Genomic DNA, 20647 nt, shown 5'->3' on the forward strand with positions numbered 1-20647 from the left:
TTTTTAGCCAGCCCGCCCGAAACTAAGTATACTTATCGACTTTTAAAATCGCCAAGCCTCCCCGCCGACCTATAATTTAGATCAGCACGCGCGGCGCCATTAACACCACCTAAAACATCAGGCTAACACGCCACAGAGACTCAATGGACAAGACATTTCAGCCCGCAGACATCGAAACCAAGTGGTACCAAAACTGGGAAGAAAAAGGCTATTTCTCGCCTCAGGGCAAGGGCGACTCTTACAGCATCATGATCCCGCCGCCGAACGTCACCGGCAGTTTGCATATGGGGCATGCTTTCCAAGACTCGATCATGGACGCCCTCACCCGCTACCACCGCATGCAGGGGCGCAACACCCTTTGGCAGGTTGGCACCGATCACGCAGGTATCGCTACCCAGATGTTAGTCGAGCGCAAACTCGCCGCTGAAACTGGCCAAACTCGTCATGATCTCGGCCGCGACGCATTTCTAGATAAAGTGTGGGAATGGAAGGAAGAATCTGGCGGCACCATAACTCGGCAGCTTCGTCGTCTAGGCGCATCAGTAGACTGGAACCATGAACGCTTCACTATGGATGATGGCTTCTACAAAGCAGTACAAGAAGTGTTTGTGCGGCTATATGACGACAAGCTCATTTACCGCGGCAAGCGCCTGGTTAACTGGGACCCAAAACTCCACACCGCCATCTCGGACCTTGAAGTCGAAAACACCGATGAAAAAGGCTTTATGTGGTATTTCCGCTACCCATTGGCCGACGGTGAAACGACCGCAGACGGTAAAACCTACTTAGTGGTTGCCACCACCAGACCAGAAACCATGCTTGGCGATACCGCTGTTGCGGTTAACCCCAAAGACGAACGCTATGCCTCACTGATCGGCAAGTTCATTACCCTGCCGTTAGTAGGCCGCAAAATTCCCATCGTTGCAGACGACTACGTTGATCGCGAATTTGGCACCGGCTGCGTCAAGATCACGCCCGCCCATGACTTCAATGATTATGCCGTAGGCCAGCGCCACAAATTGCCGATGATTAATATCCTCGACAAAGACGCCGCCATTCGCAGCGAAGCCGAGATTTTCAATAGCGACAGCTCAGAAAATACCGATCTCGATAAAATGCTGCCCGCAAGCTATGCCACGCTAGATCGCTATGTGGCCCGCAAAGCCATTGTCGCCGATTTTGACACCCTTGGCCTGCTCGAAAAAGTAGACGATCATGCCCTCAAGGTTCCGCGCGGAGACCGTTCAGGTCTAGTTATTGAGCCTTTGCTCACCGACCAGTGGTTTGTCGCCACCGCCGCATTGGCCAAGCCCGCCATTGAGGCGGTTGAAGACGGTCGCATCGAGTTTGTGCCCAAGCAATACGAGAATATGTATTTCAGCTGGATGCGCGGCATTCAAGACTGGTGTATTTCTCGCCAGCTATGGTGGGGACATCGCATTCCCGCATGGTATGACGCTGAAGGCAATATCTACGTCGCTCGCGATGAAGCGGAAGCCCGGGCAAAATACCAACTACCGGCGAGCTTAGAACTCAAGCAAGACGACGATGTACTCGATACCTGGTTCAGCTCCGCACTATGGACCTTTGGCACTCTGGGCTGGCCGGAGCAAACTGAGCGCCTCAAAAATTTCCACCCTACCGACGTATTAGTCACCGGCTTTGACATCATTTTCTTCTGGGTTGCCAGAATGATAATGATGACCATGCATTTCAATAAAGACGAAAACGGTGATGCTCAAGTACCGTTTAAAACCGTTTACATCACCGGCCTAATTCGCGACGAACAGGGCCAAAAAATGTCTAAGTCCAAGGGTAACGTACTAGACCCACTAGATATGATTGACGGTATTGAACTGGACGCACTATTGGAGAAGCGCTGCGGTAATATGATGCAGCCGCAGCTGGCTGAAAAAATCGCCAAGGCCACCCGCAGCACATTCCCCGAGGGTATTGGCGCCCACGGTACCGACGCTCTGCGCTTCACGCTATTTTCGCTGGCCTCAACCGGCCGCGATATCAACTGGGATATGCGTCGCTTAGAAGGTTATCGCAATTTCTGCAATAAAATTTGGAACGCCGCCCGCTACGTGCTCATGAATACCGAAGAGCAAGACTGCGGTGTGAATGGCGAAAGCGTGGAACTGAGTCTCGCCGACCGCTGGATTATTTCGCGCCTGCAACAAACCGAGCAAACCATTGCCAATGCAATGGCAGCTTATCGGCTCGATCACGCGTCCCAAGCGATTTATGAATTCATTTGGAATGACTATTGCGATTGGTATCTAGAGCTGTCTAAACCGGTGCTGTGGGATGACAACGCCAGCGCTGACGCCAAACGTGGCACTCGCCAAACACTAATCCGGGTGCTGGAAGCCACCCTGAGAATGACCCACCCATTTATGCCCTTCATCACTGAGGAAATCTGGCAGCGGGTTGCCCCCATCGCAGGTGTTGCATTCAGTGCCGGCAGCGACACCATTATGCTGCAAGCCTATCCCTTGGCCGTCAGTGAGAAAATAGACGACGACGCCATAGCCGATGTCGAATGGCTGAAGCACGTTATTCTCGCCATCCGCAATATTCGCGGCGAGATGAATGTGCCCCCCTCAAAAGCACTGACTTTACTGTTAAAGAATGGCAGCGATGAGGATCTGCGACGCTTAAACAGTCATCGCCAATCTCTTGCCAAGCTCGCCAAACTCGATGACATTCAATGGCTGGCAGTCAATGACGAAGCGCCGATGTCTGCGACTCAGTTAGTAGGGACCATGGAAGTACTGGTTCCAATGTCGGGCCTAATCGATAAAGCGGCAGAAATTATCCGCCTAGAGAAAGAAATCCAAAAGCTAAACAAAGATATCCAACGCCTACAAGGCAAGCTCAGCAACGCTGGATTCTTAGATAAGGCACCAGCCGATGTTGTGGCTAAAGAGCAGGAGAAACTAGCTGGCCAGCAAGCTGCAATGACAAAGCTAAGTGATCAAATGCAAACGATTAAAGCACTGTAAGCATCCACTGAGCGCTATTGATGCGCCATGTCAGTATTAGCGCGGGCACTAGGCCAAGCCCATAGCTGGCTGGAATGGATTATTTATTAGACATAAATACCTTATTCTTGCCAGCTTTCAAGGCACAAGGGCCAAGCAGCTCGAATATCATCCTGCTCGCGGCGCTCTACTATAAAACCCTAAGGCATAGACAAAACACCTAAAGGCGCTATAGTAGAGCTCATAACAAGTCTGATATCCGCTGTAATGTAATGGTCGCAAGCAGAGACAACTCGCTGATAAATACAGCGCCCGGGCCAAGCAGTAATCACTGCATTGTGGCCAATCCCCCCACTTCCCCCAGCACCCAGACCGTTTTATTAACCTTAAACAGCAAAATTTCGATCTTCACAAATCTGTCCGTCTTTCACCCCACCTATTTGTTTAACAACGCAATGAGGAAGAGCAATGAGCGACCGAGTTTCCGGTACGGTTAAGTGGTTCAACAACGCCAAAGGCTTCGGGTTTATTAGCCACAGCGAAGACAATGACGTCTTCGTCCATTTTCGCTCTATTCGCGGCGAAGGCTATCGCACTCTGGACGAAGGGCAAGCTGTTGAATTCAACCTAATTAACGGACCAAAGGGGCTTCAGGCCGAAGACGTGACTAAAGTCTGATAGCGGACAAATCCATCACTGCTGGCCACGCGGCAAGTTGTGTTGTATCTAGCGCGGATACCGCTAAAATTTTTCTAGCATCAGTCGCGGCCGATACTCAACTGCCCTAGCCAAAGCAGATGGTAACAGTGGGTCGCTATATACTGTTCTTGGGTCGCGTGAGTTAAGCCGACTTGGCCTGGGGGCAATGCAAATCGTCCTCACCATCTGAGTTTTACAGTATTCAAGCAAGTCGCTATCGGCATCATGAGCTAAAATAAGTACCACATTGTCCTGCTTTATTGTCGACAATTGCTCAGCCAGATCTGCCGCAGAACTCACCCAAGAGACCTCTTGTCCTCCCAGCGCTAATGCGGCCTTTACCGATTCTTTTAATAAATCATCGCCTATGCTGGCAAATACGACTATGCCCCCGCCAACCACAATGCGTTTCGACGAGGCATCAACCGTAAAAGGAATGGAAAACACAAAGCGACTGCCTTCAAGGTGATCTTCGTCTAACGCTATTTCACCTCCCATTAAATCCAGCAATCGGGTGGTAATTGCTAAACCAAGCCCCGTGCCACCAAAGCGACGGGCTCGGCTATTCTCTTCTAGCATGAAGGGACTGAATAACTGCAAGCGCATCTCTTCCGATACGCCTACGCCATTGTCTATCACTTCAAAAGTGATGTTTTGACAAGTCGCAGCTTCTGTCTCTGCAGTACTCAGGCGCAACTGAAGCAGCCCGCCGCCAGACCGAGACTTGGTAAATTTTATGGCATTACCTAATAGGTTCACCAAAATTTTACGCAGCCGAGTAGCATCAGCGAAGACCGCCGCGGGTACGGCGGGGTTAATATATAGAATAAAGCGAATTTTATTCTTAGCTGCGCTACCGGCAAATTCGTCGGCCACGCCCTCAACAAATTCAGCTAATTGGATACTTTCTACTTCCAGCTCCACATCACCAGAATCCAATGCGGAGTAATCCAATATATTATCGAGAGTGGCCAGTAAACTCATGGACGAGCGCCGCACCGTATCAACCATCATCCACTGTTCACGATCTAGCTTTGTTTTACTTAACAAATCAGCCATGCCAATAACGCCGTTCATGGGCGTGCGTACTTCATGCCCCATAACACTCAAGAAGGTCGCTTTAGTGCGGCTAGCCTTCTCGGCTTGCATCACCGCAGACTCCAATTGTTGAGTGCGCAAGCGTACTCTGTCTTCAAGGTTGCGGTTTAAGCGTCGTACTTCACGCTCCACATCTTTGAAGTGGGTAACGTCGGAATGCATCCCTACAATACGAATAACCTCACCGGAGCTGTCACGTTGAGCACAAGCACGAGTCACTGCATCACAGACACTGCCATCTATACGTCGTAAACGGTGCTCATCACGGAACACTGTATTATCGCTTTTTAAAAAATCTTGAATAGCTTGCCTAACACGTACTCGGTCATCTGGGTGAATACTGGCATCAAACACCGCACGGCCATCGAGCGGCTGGCCGCCTTTAATACCAATCATACTTAGCCATGAAGGGCTAAAAAATACCGAGCCGTTTATCATATCCCAGTCCCACAGACCGTCTCGCGATGCCATCATTGCCATCTCAAAACGCTTTTGAGAATGCTGATATTTTTGATATAAGTCTCGGCGCTCAGAAACATCTTGAAGACACACCACCACCACCTCACCATCCAAGGTATCAAAATCGCCAAAATGAAGCTCGACTGGTATCTCGACCCCTTCCGAGTTCAAAATTAACAGTTCGCGACCCTTGACCCGCTGACCACCTCGCTCAGCACTGCCGTCCATATAGTTGTTACTAAACAACTTGTATTGCTGCCGAAAACGCTTTGGCAACAAGCTCAGCATATCCATGCGTGATAATTGCTCACGGGGGTACATTAAAAATTTTGCTGTAGATTCGCTGGCCAACAGAATGTGCCCACTGCGATCCGTTAACATCACAATGCCCGGTAAGGTGTTGATAAGGCGATAAAAATACTCGCTCGTATCGAGCATGCACTGATGCTCTTTGACGAATTTCCTCGCAAAGTAAATACCCACAGCCAATGGCAACAAGCATAGCAGTAGCAAGATAAATATAAATTGGCTCTGTTGATGCCAGCGCACTCGCTGGTCAAGTACAGATATCGCCAAGGCCGACACCCACTCTTGCTCATACGCCCGCAAAGCCTGCAAGCCAGTGACTAATTTTTGGGCAGCGACCTGAGGATTTAAAGGCGGGGAAACGCTAATTAAAGATTCGGAGGCCCCAGATTGATAAGAAGAATGCATATCGAGCAGGCGAACTAAGTCCCGCACGATGAGCTGGGGAAACGATGCAAAAACATCACTCAGCAGTATATCGCGTCCTGCGGTAAAACGACGTCGAATGATATTGGCTTGAGGTAGGTCATTCATAAGATCAGCGGCTGCGAACTCATGAAAGACATTGCCCCGAGCGAGCACCGTTTCAAGCTCAAATAGCGACGCCTCTCTCAGCTGTAATTGGGATAAAGTCGAGTTGGTGCCCGACTCAGCCCTACTGAGAAGATATGTTTGAGATACTGCCAATATGAGTATCAATACACAGAGCACTGCAATAGCAACAGTGAGTATGAGACGATGCTTTCTGGCGCTTAGCTTACTCTCTCTGGAATCAATCCAGTCACGCATCAACATGCCCCCTTTTAATGACACGAGTACACTGCCTAACCCCATCATTGAAGGGCCTTTTATAATGCGATTTGACGCGGTCGAGAACTATTCGTAATTTCCCTTAGCGCAATGCAGCGTTGAGCACGCATTTGCACTATTACCTAGTGAAATCACGATGATTGCTGGGCTAACCTCACAAACCCCGGTAGCCGCGACGCCATCGTATACGAGTGCTATAATGGCGCGCGGGTAAAACACCACTCGCTAAATACGATTAGGTTCTTTCCACTTTCAGCTATTTTTGGATTTATATGTTACTGATAATTAGAATTATATTTTTGGCCATCTTAAGCTTTTCAAGTATTGCAGCGCTGCAGTTAACAGGCGTCGATGCAGGCAACCCACTCTCTGCCGCCATCATCACAATCGCAATATTACTCGGAATGCTACTATCACCCAAACTGCCAACGCTTGCCGACAAATTTAAAAGTCAGCGCGAGCGCGGAACAGTTAAATGGTTTAACGTTAGCAAGGGCTATGGCTTTATCACCCGCGATGCCGGTGGTGATGTCTTTGTTCACTTTCGCTCAATCCGCGGCCAAGGCCGAGGGCGTCGCAGTCTAAATGAAGGGCAAACTGTGGAATTCATTCTTACTGAGGGTGAAAAAGGGCCGCAGGCGGAAGAAGTCACAATGATTAAGTAACACCACCGCGACACATCCTGTGACAAGACTAAATAGGTCTTGTCACAGGAATTCCACGCTTCTCGCCTCTCTTCTAAATATACGCCCCGCTATTTTTTAACACGCTATACGCTGCTTAGTAATGAGGCGGCCGCTCAGAATCGACAAGTTGGGCATCTTCACCCGAAGTGTTTTTTTGTTTCATCTGTTCGTGGAGCAATTCTAGGGTACGTCGCAAGTTCCTTATTTCAAGATCTTGGGCCACTACGCGGTCATTCAGCGCGTTAAGTAAATCTTCTTGGAACGTCAATTGGGTTTGTACGTCGATAAGCTGAGCAGATACATCATCGGCCATTTAAGGCTCCCTTAAAAACTAAGACTCAAATCACCCTTAAGCGGGCGGAGCCATTATAATCATCGCAGCACAAAATAGGAGAAAATCGTGTCTAGACTTGTTTACTCAACCGATCTTGGCCGCCGCTGCCCCGATTGTGGCCAAGCCAGCACCGAGTGCGTCTGTAAAAACACGGATAATACCGCCCCCAGCGGTGACGGTATCGTGCGCATTCGCCGCGAAACTAAGGGCCGTAAAGGAAAAGGCGTGAGCATTGTGAGCGGCGTATTGATAAGCGCTGACGAACTTAAGACCTTGGGCAAAGAGCTTCGCCAAAAACTTAGCACCGGCGGCGCAATTAAGGATAATGAAATGGAGTTCCAAGGCGATCAGCGTCAAGTACTCAAAACCTTGCTAGAAAGCAAAGGCTATAACGTCAAATTGTCGGGTGCTTAGTAGCAAGTAGTTCAATAATTTGGCATCTAGCGCCATGTTAGCTCGCGCATCGCTATTAGGCTTCACACTTAGCCCACGCTTCAATTACCATCTATTGCTTGGCTAAATTCACAGCAGCTAAAAATAACAAACAAAAGGATCTCAGCATGCCTCCGCAGCTACTCAGTGACAGCATAGAAGTTGGTATTGTCACCACCAATATGGCCACAATGCGGGCCTTCTATGGTGAGACACTTGGCCTGAAATATGAGTCTGAGCTATCGTTTCCCGGTGGCATTATGCATCGCTACCATCTTGGCGGCGCCATCATAAAACTCGTTAACTACGACCAAGCCCCAGCAGCTGACGTTATCGCCGGCGGCGGGTTCAGCGCCAAAGGCTACCGCTATATATCGATGGGTGTAAACGGCTTGTCCGCCTGGTTTACAGAGCTAAAAGCCAGTGGCGTCGAGATCCCTGTAGACGTAACCGTATTTGCAGATGGCATCGGCTTTGGTTTTATTGCCGACCCTGACGGCAATTGGATCGAAGTGTTTGGCGTCCTTTAAGCTAAGGCTGAATACCTAGTTTGCGCATTTTTTCAATCAGCGTAGTTCTTCTCAGCCCCAAATGCAGGGCCGCCTTGCTCACCACGCCCTCGTGGACACTCAGGGCCTGCGATATCCACTGCCGCTCGACGTCCTGAAAATAGTCTTTCATATCTATTCCCGCTGCAGGTAACGCCGGCACGCTGATGCCGGCTTCCGCCGCCGTGTCAGACTCCGCTAATATTGGCGGTCGCCAACCGTCATCACCATAGCGGTAGTTTTCAGGTAAATCGATAAACCCAACCACCTGATAGGGGTACATAATCACCAGCCGTTCCAATAAATTTGCTAACTCGCGAATATTGCCCGACCAGCCATGAGCGCATAAAGAGCGTATAGCCGAGTCTGCAAGGCGCAAACGCCCCAAACCCTCGGTTTCTAATTGTTTCGCCAAGGCGCGAATCAGGTGAGGAATATCCTCTGGCCGCTCGGCAAGCCCGGGCACACTCAAGGGAAATACATTTATCCGGTAATAGAGATCTTCACGAAATTGACCCGACTCAATCATCGCCTCTAAATTGCGATGCGTTGCCGCAATTATCCTTACATCGGCGCTGCGCGTTTTATCCGAACCCACCCGCTCAAACGTCCGCTCCTGAATTACCCGCAGAATCTTCACCTGCATGTCCAGGGGCATATCTCCAATTTCATCCAGAAATAAGGTTCCGCCCTCGGCCAGTTCAAATCGCCCAGCCCTGCTGGATATTGCCCCGGTAAATGCACCCCGCTCGTGACCGAACAGCTCGCTTTCTAATAACTCACGCGGAATGGCGCCGCAATTAATTGGGACAAAGGGAGCGTCTCGGCGGCAGGATAAGTCGTGTAGGGAGCGGGCAACCACTTCTTTACCTGCGCCTGAGGGCCCAGTTATCAGGACCGTCACCGCCTTATCTGCCACCTGCGCGGACAAGCGTCGCAACTCCGCAACCGCCGAGCTAATACCAACCAAACGATCTTTTTTGGCAACGCCGCCACGCTGAGGCACATCCCTACCTAGCCGCAGTCGGTATAAGACTTCGAGCACATCTTGATAGTAAAAATCACTTCCCAATACCAGCTCTTCAGCCGGTTTGGTGGCCAGCTTATCACTTGGCAGCAAAGCCACCACCGGTGGCGACGCGGCGCCCAGCCAACGATTTTGGGCGGCGTTAAGGCCACATGTAAAAATAGCCGCGCAGTCCCCTGGCTTCAGTCCAGCGATGTCGGTGCATATATGGTAATCGCCCAATGACATCAGAATACTTTGCAGGCGCCCTGCTAGGGGCTCCGGTGCAAACACCGCAAATTTAAGAATATGTCGAGCAGAGGCCAAGCTATCACCCACATTTAGTTATTAACATAAAGTGTCATTTTATTGACTATAGCAGCAGCGACGGCAATGCTCACTTATTATCACTATTCGTTAAGCCCGTTTTGCCACTCCACTATCAGCGATTTACTGCTGCCGCGCGATACTTGCTAAACAAGTCGTCAGTGCTGTTGTTTAATCGCCATCAGGGCTAGGATGATTCACTTTTATAATGATGAGGATAATAAAAATGGCAATCGTGGCGGCAGTAATCGGCATTATATTATTGGAGTACTTGGTTTTTATCATGATGGTCGGTGCTACCCGTGGCAAATCTGGCATTCAAGCCCCCGCTATGACGGGCGATCCCAAGCTTGAGCGTATGCTGCGTGTGCAGCTAAATACCCTTGAGCAAATAGTGGTGGTAATACCTGCCATGTGGATTTTTGCTACCTATGTCAGTGCGGCGGTTGCTGCGGGCTTGGGCTTGGTCTTTGTACTGGGGCGCGCCCTGTACTGCAAAGGCTATTTAGCCGCGGCAGAAAAGCGCGGTGCAGGCTTTGCTATTGGCGGGCTGGCAACTATCGTACTGGTCTTGGGAAGTATTTACGGCAGCGTTGCAGCGGCCCTATAGCCTGAGTCGGCATGACACCTTAATGACGGGGCGTGCATGTTCGCGTCCTGTCACAGGGATAACCACTTCACTTCCCACTCAAACGAACGATAGGCGAAGCCCTAGATAGCTTGCGATACTCCCCCGCTAATTGGCCTGCTAGACTTTTGCTGCCGTTAAATTTAAACAACAAGAGAGTGTAAAATGTCCAAGTCGATCCGTTATATGTCGGTGTTAACGGCAGCAATCCTCGGCGCCATGCCGCTCACATCCATAGCTGCCGGTGATTTGACCTTAGAAGAGATTCTGGTTACCGCTGAGAAGCGCGAGAACTCGCTTCAGGATACCCCTATTTCTATGCTGGCCTTTTCCAGCGAACGGCTGGCGCGTTTCGGTATTAGTGACTTAGGCGATGTCGCCGGCTTGGCGCCCAATGTCACCATTACCCCCTTTCCTAATAGCCGCAGCTCCCTAGTGGTGTTCATGCGTGGGGTGGGCAATAACGACAGCCAGTCGACCCAGGATCCTGCCGTTGGTATCTACCTTGACGGTGTATACGTAGCGCGGAGTATTGGTTTGACCAGCGATGTCGCCGATCTGGAGCGCATCGAAGTGTTACGCGGGCCCCAGGGCACGCTGTACGGCCGCAACACCACCGGCGGAGCAATAAATTTAATCACCGCAAAACCGGCGGAAGACTTTGCTATAAGCCAGCAATTTAGCGTGGGCAACCGCGATTATTGGCGCTCGCTAAGTAAAATACAGAGCGGCAGAGTCGGTCAGTTTACCGGTAAATTAAGTTATCTAGAGTCTGGCCATGACGGCTGGGTTGAAAATACGGGTGCAGGCAAGAATTTCGGCGAGGAAGAAAAACAGGCTGGTCGGGCGGTCTTACGCTGGGATGCCAGCGAGCGCCTTGTTATTGATTACGCTTATGATTTTTCAAATATTGATGGGCCGCAGCATTTTTATCAAACCACATCATCAAACGGAAATGCCATACCGGCAAGTGAACAACGCAGCGATAGCGGAAGCTGGAATGGCGGCGTTGAACCCAGTAATACCGAGCTGAGTGGCCATAGTTTAATTGCCAGTTTAGACACCACCTGGGGACAACTGAAGTCAATCACTGCCTATCGTGAATTGGCTGAAGATACTGTACAGGATTACGGTGGCGGCTTGCCCGGTTTTAAAATCCGGGTCGGCATAGAACAGGACCAGGTTTCGCAGGAATTCCAATTTCTCGGCGACGCTGGCGAATCTTGGCGCTATGTTGCAGGACTCTACTACTTCAAAGAACACGGTATCGAGAAAGAAACAGACACTGTGCCGATTCCAGCGCCGGCGCCTATTCCACCAAATCCTCTAGTGCCCCCCTCCTTTATAACCGTAACCTTAGAAGATAGGCAGATTTACTCAAACTCCGAGGCCTATGCGGCCTATGGGCAAGTCACTTGGTCGCCCGCGCAACTGAATCACGATTTAGACATAACCTTGGGCGGACGCTACACCGCAGATAAGCGCGCGGCACGCAAAGACAGTGCAGTGTATTTCACTAATGGCGAGCAGTCAGATAGCGCCGAGTGGAGCAACTTTAATCCTAGCTTGACAGCGGATTACAGCTGGAATGACAACATTAACACCTTTGCCAAAGTCGTTACCGCCTATAAATCCGGCGGCTATAATGTGCGCAGCACCGAGGATGGCTTTACCCCACCTTTTGATGAAGAACATATGGTGTCGTATGAGCTGGGACTTAAATCCAGCTGGCTAAACAATCGCGTCAGTGTGAATGCCGCGCTATTCCACGCCGACTACCAAGACATGCAGCTTCAGCAGATAACCAATAACGCTACCATCTTTTTAACCGACGTATTTAATGTGGGTGAGGCCCAAATAGACGGCTTTGAACTGGATGTTATGGCGGTGTTACTACCGGGCTTGACCATGCAATTGTCCTACGGCTACACCGATGCAGACTTTGTTGAATACATTGATCAGCGCAGCGGCAGCGCCACCGAAGGTGAAAATGTTGCAGATCAAGCTGAGATGCCCTACGCCCCAGAACACAACTACACCTTGGGTTTTGAATATCAGCGCGGCCTCGGAGCCGGACCGATAATACTGACTGCGAGCCTAGATTATCAGTGGACAGACGAGCGTTACGGCACGGCGTTTAATGATGATATGTCCGGGTTTTTCCTCGATGACTATGGTCTATTGAATACGCGGGTAGCACTATCTGATATTGCGCTTGGTTTTACCAACCTAAGCCTTGCGCTGTGGGGACGCAACTTAGCCGATGAGGAGTATAAAGTGCACTCGATTAGCTTGGGCGCTTATCAGGCAGGATACTTCGGCGAACCCAAAAGTTATGGTATGGATTTGACACTCAGCTTCTAAGCGCGAGATTGTATTTTTCGGCAGGGGCCACGCAAGGACGCCAGCCTCCCTAAAAATCGCAACAAGTCAAAATATTGACCACGGCGATCTAAGAAGATATAGCTCACAATAAAACCTAATTCCTAGACTAATCTTGAGCCACAACAGCAACTACCCTAAAGCCTTGCGATAACGGCATCCATGCGGCACAATCTGCCACCTTTGACACCGTAGAAGGCTAGCAGCATGTCAGACGGTAAGCCCCCCGTTTATTATTTATCATGGGATGAACTCCACCGCGACACCCGCGAGTTAGCCCGCAAGCTCACCACGCAGCGCTGGAAAGGCATTATTAGTATTGCCCGCGGTGGTCTAGTCCCCGGCGCCATCTTGGCCAGAGAATTAAATTTGCGCGTTGTGGATACTCTGTGTATCGCCAGCTACGACCACGACCAGCAAGGCCAAATGAGCATCCTTAAGACAGTGGACGGCGATGGTGATGGCTACCTACTAGTAGATGACCTGGTTGATACCGGCGGCACCGCTAAAATTGCCAAAGAATTACTCCCCAAAGCCTGCTTTGTGACGATTTACGCCAAACCCCAGGCCAAGGCACTGACCGAACACTTTGTGCGAGAGTTTAGCCAAGACACTTGGATTCATTTCCCTTGGGATATAGAGCCCACATATAGCCAGCCTCTAGTATCATAAGATGCGTCGTAAATTGCACTGCTAATAATCTCATAGCTAGCGATACCCGCCTCAGCTTTTTCACACCCCTCTCAAACCAAACTCTCGCCGGCCAGCTAGCCTAAGTCATATTGCGGGTTTGGTGATTGCAGCCAATCCCGCAATTGCTCTGTTTCCCTTCGATAGGTATTGCGCTCAAGTTGATCCAGACGTAAGCAGCGAAGCATATTGATAAAGTAGCTATCAAGTCGCCCAGCAAGAATACCGGCGCCAGGTGTACAACAAATATGGTGCCAGTGCAGACAGTTATTTTCCCAAAATAACACTTCGCCATTTGGACTTACTGTGTAGGCAAGTCGAGCGCCATCAGGCAGCGGTGGGCCTTCGTTAACCGACCGAGCAACAATGACGGCAGTGCTCGCTATCGGCCGCAGCAAAGGCACCAGCTGTCGATAATATCTAGTAGCCGGCATGTCTGCATCAACTCGCCCCCAACACAGCTAATGATCATCAATCCCGTCTTGCGGTGGCAAGCAAAGGGCAAGACATTGGCCGCCCTGAAATTCGCTATACCAGGGCTGAGTGGGCAGCGCGGCCGAATGAAAAAACGTCTTAGTTAGCCACGTAAAACGATCCACTGATTGCTCGGTGATGGCAATATGGCTGTGATATATATAGATGCCCGCACTGGCCAGCCAGCTGCGTTCAATACTGCAGTGATCCAGGGCCCTATGGTTATGTCGATGTATTTTTGCCATGGCCGTCAGCTCAAGGGCGCTTGCCCGCGCCTCCTGAACAGCACCACTGACTGCGATCTCATCCTTTTGTAGCAAGACCATAAATCAATCCCAGCTATACGACACTTCGAAGCCGTAAGGGCGCGGCAGACCTTGTGCTTTTTAGGCCCCGTTTCAGCCTGCTGCACTTGAATGTGGTCGTAATCCATACGGTATTAGCCGCAACCGAGAGGACAGCGCCTCGAGCTTGAAACCGATTTCGCTATTCTCAACAGTCCCTGGCTCAAATTCGTTAAGCCTGCGACCGCGCAACCCCAAACCTCCCGACTTATAACCTTCGCTGATGGTCAGATAGGTCATCAAACTGTCCACAGACACGCTATCGATACCATGACTGCCCCAGTCATAACTCAAGGTAAATGCCGGAGAAAGTTGATCGAAAGAGCGCTCAGCTTTTGTGCTCACCGGCGCCAACAACGGAATAGGCAAGGCGAAATTAATATTGTCAAAGACCGGCCTGGGCACGGGATTATAGATTCCGCCCTGCGCAAGAATTAAGCCCTCACGCTGCCCAAATGCATCGAAATCAGCATTGTATAAGACGACCTCCCGCTGCTTGTCGTCCTCGGTGTATCGAATACCTAAGGTGAGCTGAAGATCCCGACTTAAGTCGTAGCTTCCCTGAATAAAGACTGCACGGGTATCGTTCTCTATGAAACTCAAATTGACCGACGCAGCGAGCAAGGGCAAGACCAAGGTATTGGCTGCGGCAGCCACCAGATCCGCACTCGGCAGGCTTATGCCCGCGGTGCTAGCAAGAAGAAAACTTGGTGGTATACCGAGAACGCCGTTGGCACCAATAATTTGTGGATAGGCGAAGCCATCAACTCGTTCAGCGGCGTAAAACGTGCCAAAGGTTAGATCTAATTTGTCATCCAGAAATCGACCGTTAAACTTCAACTCTTGACTAATCTGGTAGCGCTCCTCCTGATCATGTTCGATACCAGCGGCATCGAGCGTCCGCAAGGCAAGTCGCTCGCCATTGAGTACTAGACTGAAATCACTGCCGTCGACGTCTTCCTGTTTACCCAAATCATACTGGCGGCTATAAGCGGTAATAGATTCCAAATCCAGCGGCGCCAATCCCCAGATTAGCTTTACCCCGTGCAACTGCGACTGCTACCGGTAAAAGCTGGCGTCGGTATTGATGGCGACCTCGCGATTTTCCGCCAAGTTTTCTTGTTGCTTAAGCACTGGGCATAATTATCAGGCTGGCCTGGGACGAAAAATGTGGCCGCCGCAGCCTCGGCATTAATCACCTGGCAGTTATTCGCCTGCCCCTCCTCATCCTGCGCACTCTAAAATCAAAAAGTATCAAGCTTAAGATCATCGTTGATATCCCAAAGAAAACGCGCCGCTATGGCTTGACGGTCTTCATCAGCGAAACGGCCACCATCGACCATATTTTTAAAATAGCCCTCTAGGCGACGAACCGTGGCGCTAAGGCCCCTTAATGGATAAATTACGGGGTGATTTATGGTGTAATTTATAGCTGTCAAAATTAGCCTTATGGTCCGAGCTATAGCCACCCAGCGCGGGGCAGGCGCCTGAATAGCGCGTCTTATTGCCATTCCATTATTAGCGGGGGATCTTTGCTTGGGCGCCAGCGTTGCCGACGGCCCGTTTCTTAAAAGCGGTCTTTGCGCCATTTTCATGCTGTTATTTTTTGCTGAGTATCAAGATCTGCGAAAAGCTAAGCCACCAAGATTTTTTCTTAAATTTGCTCAAACAGACAGCGCCAACTAGTTGACTGCGTTCAATTTAATTTCATCACATGGTATCATTCACGCATACGTCCTCGTAGCTCAGCTGGATAGAGCATTCGCCTCCTAGTTGTATAAAAATTGGGCACCCCGCTGGAAACATTGGGAGTGAATCTACTCAAACTCAGGGAAACCTCAGCGAGTCATTTATTGACATCGGTGGCAATCCTGAGCGAAGCCACCCTTGAACCGGTGGAACGTGCAGAGACTTGACGGGTAGCGCCTACGGACAAACACCTTTTGCGGTGTGTCTACGGTGAAGAGAAAGTCCAGACCACAAACAGCCTTGTGCTGGTGATGAAAGTCATAGTGGTATGAAGTGAAAGGTCATGCGTTCGAATCGCATCGGGGACACCATCATTCACGCGCTTGTTATCAAGTCGAGAGTAAAGAGCTAGCTCACGATTCCATATTGTGCGCAGGAAAGTATTTCAGCTAGCCGCTTGTCTAAGAAAAACCATATCGAGCGAGCTAGAAATATCACCAACTGCGCAGGTCATAGCCTTTTTGGAAATACAATATCTACCGAACTTCCCTCTCCCAAAGTGCTGCGTAGAGTAACTACGCCTTTAAGCTGCTGATTCACCAGATTGAAGACAATATGCATACCCAAGCCACTCCCACCGGAACCGCGGCGCGTGGTGAAAAATGGCTCAAACACTTTTTTAAGGACATCGGCAGACATACCTTTACCATCGTCACTGTAGTTAATATGTATCTCATCGAGCTGTTCCTCAGCAATAATACGCAAACAGCCCGCCTCCCCTTCTTCATAGCCGTGTTGCACCGAGTTCATTACCAGATTAGTGATAATTTGTGACATCGCACCGGGCGCAGAATTAATAATCAGATTAGGATCGCATTCCACCACAACGTTTAATTCAGTGAGGCGCAACTTAGGTTTAAGGCTGAGTAAGGTCTCCTCAATATAGCGTTTAAGCTCAAAAGTGCGATACTCGGTACTGCTCTGATCTACCGCCACCTGTTTAAAACTATGAATCAGGTCGGCTGCTCGCTGTAAATTTCCCAATATAATTTCTGACGCCTGCATGCAAATAGAAAAATAACGCTTCAATGAAGAATTTGTCAGCTCTCCTGTTTCATAGAGTGCGAAAGTCGCCTTGGTATCTTCTCGCAATGTACTCGCTGCGGTCACCCCAACACCGACTGGGGTGTTAATCTCATGGGCGACACCTGCAACAAGGCCGCCAAGAGAAGCCATTTTTTCATTATTGACCAGCTGGTCTTGGGTATCTCTGAGCTCCACTAAAGCATTCTCAAGCTCGTTATTGGCTTTATCTGCCTGTTCAATCCTAAGTTCTAATTCAGCTCTGGTGGCCGCCAGATCAATATCCCGACCTTCAATTTGTGCCAACATATTGTTAAAACCAGAAATCAAACCGCCAATTTCGTCTTTGCCTGTCGGAATTGCCCGAATGGAATAGTCACTCGAATTAGACACCGCCTTGGTGGCGCCCAGCAACGCCAAAATAGGATTCGAAATCAGCTTTTGTACATGCAGTGACAGCATGGTTGCTATGGCAATACTTACTAAAACCATTAACCCAACAATCATCCCGTCGAGCCGAATAGAGTCCCACAAATCATTGAGTCCGCGCTCAATATACACGCTCCCTATCCTGTCATCACCCAAGTTTACCGGACTCACCACAACCAGATGTTTTTTAGTATAAAAGTTTTCTGTAGGTGGAACTTGCGGACATCGTAAGGTCTTATTTTCCAAACTCTGATAACGCGCAAATAGTTTTTCTTCCCCGTCAGCTTCAACTCTGTAAATACAGGCCTGCAAAACTTCACGCTTGGCTTGTAGTGAAGATAGTATTTCAGTCGCCGCTCGCGCGTCATTAAAACTCAGCGCGGCGGTTGTGTTCATAGTAAAAACTTCTGCAACAGCAGTGAGGTTATTGGCCAAGGTAGTGCGGACGCTGAACCAATTAGACACCAGAAATACCGAGGCCGTCACAATTAAACATAGCGACGTTGTACCTACAATTGCAGTCAACAATTTTACTCGAATAGGAATGTCAGCGCCGCGTATCATAAGCTCAAGAGTACTCCTTACTAGTTAACATTACGCGCCAACCCCAATAACTTTGAACTCACTTTTATGTTTGAACTTTTTGCTGCAGACTGATTGATATCAAAGCGAATTTTACCGTCCACAATAACAAACTGAATCATTCCCCCCATAGTAATAAATTCTTGCTTATCGCTTACCGTCAGAACTGCTAGCTCGGCCATAGAACTAATCCAACCTCTAAGGCTCTCGCGATTAGCGAAGTCTAAAAACACCAACTGGCAATTGCGAGCTTCACTGGGGTTCCGGATAAAATTAAAAATTATTTGCTGATTATGGTTTTTCTTATTACCTATCGTATCCATTAAGTTCGCATGGAATTGACTATTTCCCGCCACACACATAACAAAATCACTGCGAGTTACTTCCGGAACGGGCCACTCAATAAATTTAGTAAAATTGTATAAAAAAGCGGATTTAACCCGGTACTCCAACTCAATATTATCCGCGTAGACATAGGTTGTCGAACAGATAAGCGGCAACAAAAAGACCAACAACATACGGAGCTTTAGCCCCAATATTGGCCACAAATTTTGGGAGCTTTGCATCAGAAGTGCCATGTAAACTGTCCATTCAGACTGCGGCTTATTTCAATATCACCACTAAACTCAGCATGCTGAGGGTCTAACAAGTTACTCCCAATAATTGCAAAATCCACTTTTGGACTCAATCGCCAAATAGCACTTATATCTAAGGCCGAATAGGAATCCACCCCGACACTATCAAGACTGTCTACCCAGCGCGCCCTAGCCTGCAACGACCACTTATCGGCGATATCCCAATCGAGCTGCAAAGACACCTGACTATTGGGGTCGTTCTCATCATTCTCGGCAATACTGGTATCGCGGCTACCTGCATCTGCAGCCACATCCATATCAAAATAAATAAAGCTCGCCAGTATTTTCACCGCTGGCTTTGGCTCCCAACGCATGACCAACTCCAATCCTTTGCTTGTACCAGAACCCTCATTCACAATACGAATTGGCAATGTTTGTGGCTGCAACATATCATCTGACACAGCCCGAAGATTATCATATTCATTATAAAAAACGGCAATATCTGCCGACAATGTCGACTTAAAAATAGCCCGATAGCCCATTTCGTAAGCGACCACTTCTTCAGACTTAAAATTCTCATCGCCGACTATAACACCACCGAAAATTTCTACGGTGTGATCGAGACGATTTGGTATTCTCACTGCCCGTGAGACCGCGCCCCATAACGTATTCCTATCATCTAAAATGTAGCCAAGCCGAATACTGGGCTGGAACTCGTCATCGGTATAATCGTTTCTTTCATACTTTGCACCTAAGGTCAGATGCAAAGTGTCTGCAATTAGAGAGATCTGATCCTGTACAAAAATACCCAAGGTTTGATCTCGGCGTTTCTGCGGATTAAATGCAATGAACGCTGGATCAATATTTTCAATATCGTCATCGGTAACGTGGTAACCGGCACCCACTACAAAACTTTGCAGCTCTCCCACAGCGAAGCGATGTTTTATATCGAGGTCATAGATATTGCGATCCTCGGCAAAATTGACCCTGTTATCACGGCTAGTCTGGTCATAAATAAACTGAATTTCAGTTTCAGAACTGTCATCATAACGACGCGTCCAGCGCGAAATGACATTATAGCCAGAAGCAAGTTCATCCTTGCTGGTCGCCGGACTTTGGATCGAGCCAGTATAATAATCGCCCTGCACCGTTAATGTGTCGGTATCAGAGAGCTTAAGATCACTGCGAAACCCCAGTTGATTATTTTTACCAGGATCTTGGGCATCGCCGTTACGAGGCGTTTCCTGAGCATTATAGTGAGTGGTTTTTGCATAAACTCGATAGTGGCCCAAATCACCCACTTCACCACCGTAGCGCCATGCCGCAAAGCCCGAAAATTCGCTACCTCCGCCAATTTGGTGAAAACTACCTTGAGTCTCGGCAGCAGATTTAGTCACAATATTCACAACACCGTTTACCGCGTTGGCACCCCACAGGGCAGCGCCAGGCCCTCGAATGACTTCAATTCGTGCTATATCTTCCAATAGAGTGTCTTGAGCATCCCAAAATACGCCGGAATACAGTGGAGTATACAAACTGCGACCATCCATCAGCACTTCTAGCTTGTCAGCCGTTGTGGCATTAAAGCCCCTTGCGGTTATTGCCCAGCTATGCGAATCCAGTCGCGCAACCTGAATGCCGGGGACAAGGCGCAGGGCCTCAGGAATACTCTTAACCCCGGAACGAACAATCGTGCGGCCGTCCAAGACAAAAACGGCGGCGGGCGATTGCTGTAGCGGTTCACTGCGCTTAGACACCGACACCACATCAATATTCATCAATGACTCTAGACTCATACCGGCCAAGTCATCCGCACTGGCCAGTAATATAGGCTCGGAGTTAGCTGCATAGCTACTGTTTACGACACTAATAAAAACCGCCAAAATAGACAGACCACTTCGCGCGGGTTTCTTACAAAATGTATCTAGGGCCTTAAAAAGATGCTTAGACATACTCTCTCAACTCAGTTATTAGCGCGCAGGGGCAATCAACGCTTATTATATTTCATCACCTAACTAGCCTGTTCTTACGCGACATTAGACTATTTCCTCTTTCTACAATATAGCTTCTTTTACG

18 protein-coding genes are annotated in these 20647 nt (G+C 49.2%); 8 read left to right on the top strand and 10 right to left on the bottom strand.

Going from position 1 to position 20647, the window contains the following annotated elements; genetic code table 11:
- Window positions 1-143 precede the first annotated feature (143 nt).
- Together ACI955_RS08030 and ACI955_RS08035 are read left to right on the top strand one after the other, a co-directional pair.
- Complete coding sequence (locus ACI955_RS08030) at window positions 144-3011, top strand: valine--tRNA ligase (RefSeq protein WP_415243218.1); 2868 nt, start codon at window positions 144-146, stop codon at window positions 3009-3011.
- A gap of 447 nt (window positions 3012-3458) precedes the next feature.
- On the top strand, window positions 3459-3668 hold the full coding sequence (locus ACI955_RS08035; RefSeq protein ID WP_415243219.1) for a cold-shock protein: 210 nt from the start codon (window positions 3459-3461) through the stop codon (window positions 3666-3668).
- Window positions 3669-3731: 63 nt separating this feature from the next.
- Here the strand turns inward: ACI955_RS08035 and ACI955_RS08040 are convergent, their stop codons facing one another.
- Entirely contained in the window at window positions 3732-6341 is a 2610-nt protein-coding gene (locus tag ACI955_RS08040; protein WP_415243220.1) for a PAS domain-containing sensor histidine kinase, read from the bottom strand.
- A 425-nt stretch (window positions 6342-6766) separates the two neighbouring features.
- Between ACI955_RS08040 and ACI955_RS08045 the strand changes: the two genes are divergently transcribed.
- Window positions 6767-7027, top strand: a complete 261-nt coding sequence (locus ACI955_RS08045; RefSeq protein WP_368377061.1) for a cold-shock protein — start codon at window positions 6767-6769, stop codon at window positions 7025-7027.
- Between the two features lie 115 nt (window positions 7028-7142).
- On the opposite strand, the gene ACI955_RS08050 is transcribed toward ACI955_RS08045, so the two are convergent.
- Window positions 7143-7361, bottom strand: a complete 219-nt coding sequence (locus ACI955_RS08050; RefSeq protein ID WP_415243221.1) for a SlyX family protein — start codon at window positions 7359-7361, stop codon at window positions 7143-7145.
- Window positions 7362-7448: 87 nt separating this feature from the next.
- On the opposite strand from ACI955_RS08050, the gene ACI955_RS08055 reads away from it, so the two are divergent.
- Window positions 7449-7796: a stress response translation initiation inhibitor YciH gene (locus ACI955_RS08055; RefSeq protein ID WP_415243222.1), complete on the top strand. Its 348-nt coding sequence runs from the start codon at window positions 7449-7451 to the stop codon at window positions 7794-7796.
- Between the two features lie 146 nt (window positions 7797-7942).
- Window positions 7943-8344, top strand: a complete 402-nt coding sequence (locus ACI955_RS08060) for a VOC family protein (protein WP_415243223.1) — start codon at window positions 7943-7945, stop codon at window positions 8342-8344.
- A gap of 1 nt (window position 8345) precedes the next feature.
- Here the strand turns inward: ACI955_RS08060 and ACI955_RS08065 are convergent, their stop codons facing one another.
- Entirely contained in the window at window positions 8346-9695 is a 1350-nt protein-coding gene (locus ACI955_RS08065) for a sigma-54 interaction domain-containing protein (RefSeq protein WP_415243224.1), read from the bottom strand.
- Window positions 9696-9921: 226 nt separating this feature from the next.
- On the opposite strand from ACI955_RS08065, the gene ACI955_RS08070 reads away from it, so the two are divergent.
- From ACI955_RS08070 to gpt, 3 genes are all read left to right on the top strand, one after another.
- Window positions 9922-10305, top strand: a complete 384-nt coding sequence (locus ACI955_RS08070) for an MAPEG family protein (protein WP_415243225.1) — start codon at window positions 9922-9924, stop codon at window positions 10303-10305.
- A gap of 183 nt (window positions 10306-10488) precedes the next feature.
- The gene (locus tag ACI955_RS08075; protein WP_415243226.1) at window positions 10489-12687 is read left to right on the top strand and encodes a TonB-dependent receptor; all 2199 of its coding nucleotides are present in this window, start codon (window positions 10489-10491) and stop codon (window positions 12685-12687) included.
- A gap of 225 nt (window positions 12688-12912) precedes the next feature.
- Entirely contained in the window at window positions 12913-13377 is a 465-nt protein-coding gene (gpt, locus tag ACI955_RS08080; RefSeq protein WP_415243227.1) for a xanthine phosphoribosyltransferase, read from the top strand.
- A 95-nt stretch (window positions 13378-13472) separates the two neighbouring features.
- Here gpt and ACI955_RS08085 read toward each other — a convergent pair whose 3' ends face one another.
- From ACI955_RS08085 to ACI955_RS08115, 7 genes are all read right to left on the bottom strand, one after another.
- The gene (locus tag ACI955_RS08085; RefSeq protein ID WP_415243228.1) at window positions 13473-13829 is read right to left on the bottom strand and encodes a hypothetical protein; all 357 of its coding nucleotides are present in this window, start codon (window positions 13827-13829) and stop codon (window positions 13473-13475) included.
- A 27-nt stretch (window positions 13830-13856) separates the two neighbouring features.
- Window positions 13857-14195, bottom strand: coding sequence for a hypothetical protein (locus ACI955_RS08090; RefSeq protein WP_415243229.1), 339 nt, complete (start codon window positions 14193-14195; stop codon window positions 13857-13859).
- A gap of 72 nt (window positions 14196-14267) precedes the next feature.
- On the bottom strand, window positions 14268-15263 hold the full coding sequence (locus ACI955_RS08095) for a TonB-dependent receptor domain-containing protein (RefSeq protein WP_415243230.1): 996 nt from the start codon (window positions 15261-15263) through the stop codon (window positions 14268-14270).
- Between the two features lie 194 nt (window positions 15264-15457).
- Window positions 15458-15652, bottom strand: a complete 195-nt coding sequence (locus tag ACI955_RS08100) for a hypothetical protein (RefSeq protein WP_415243231.1) — start codon at window positions 15650-15652, stop codon at window positions 15458-15460.
- Window positions 15653-16412: 760 nt separating this feature from the next.
- Window positions 16413-17978, bottom strand: coding sequence for an ATP-binding protein (locus ACI955_RS08105; RefSeq protein ID WP_415243232.1), 1566 nt, complete (start codon window positions 17976-17978; stop codon window positions 16413-16415).
- A 20-nt stretch (window positions 17979-17998) separates the two neighbouring features.
- On the bottom strand, window positions 17999-18574 hold the full coding sequence (locus ACI955_RS08110; protein WP_415243233.1) for a YfiR family protein: 576 nt from the start codon (window positions 18572-18574) through the stop codon (window positions 17999-18001).
- Entirely contained in the window at window positions 18562-20523 is a 1962-nt protein-coding gene (locus ACI955_RS08115; RefSeq protein ID WP_415243234.1) for a TonB-dependent receptor plug domain-containing protein, read from the bottom strand. The genes ACI955_RS08110 and ACI955_RS08115 overlap by 13 nt, the downstream gene beginning before the upstream one ends.
- Between the last annotated feature and the right edge of the window lie 124 nt (window positions 20524-20647).

The organism is Zhongshania sp. (genome assembly GCF_047636175.1).
Classification (GTDB): domain Bacteria; phylum Pseudomonadota; class Gammaproteobacteria; order Pseudomonadales; family Spongiibacteraceae; genus Spongiibacter.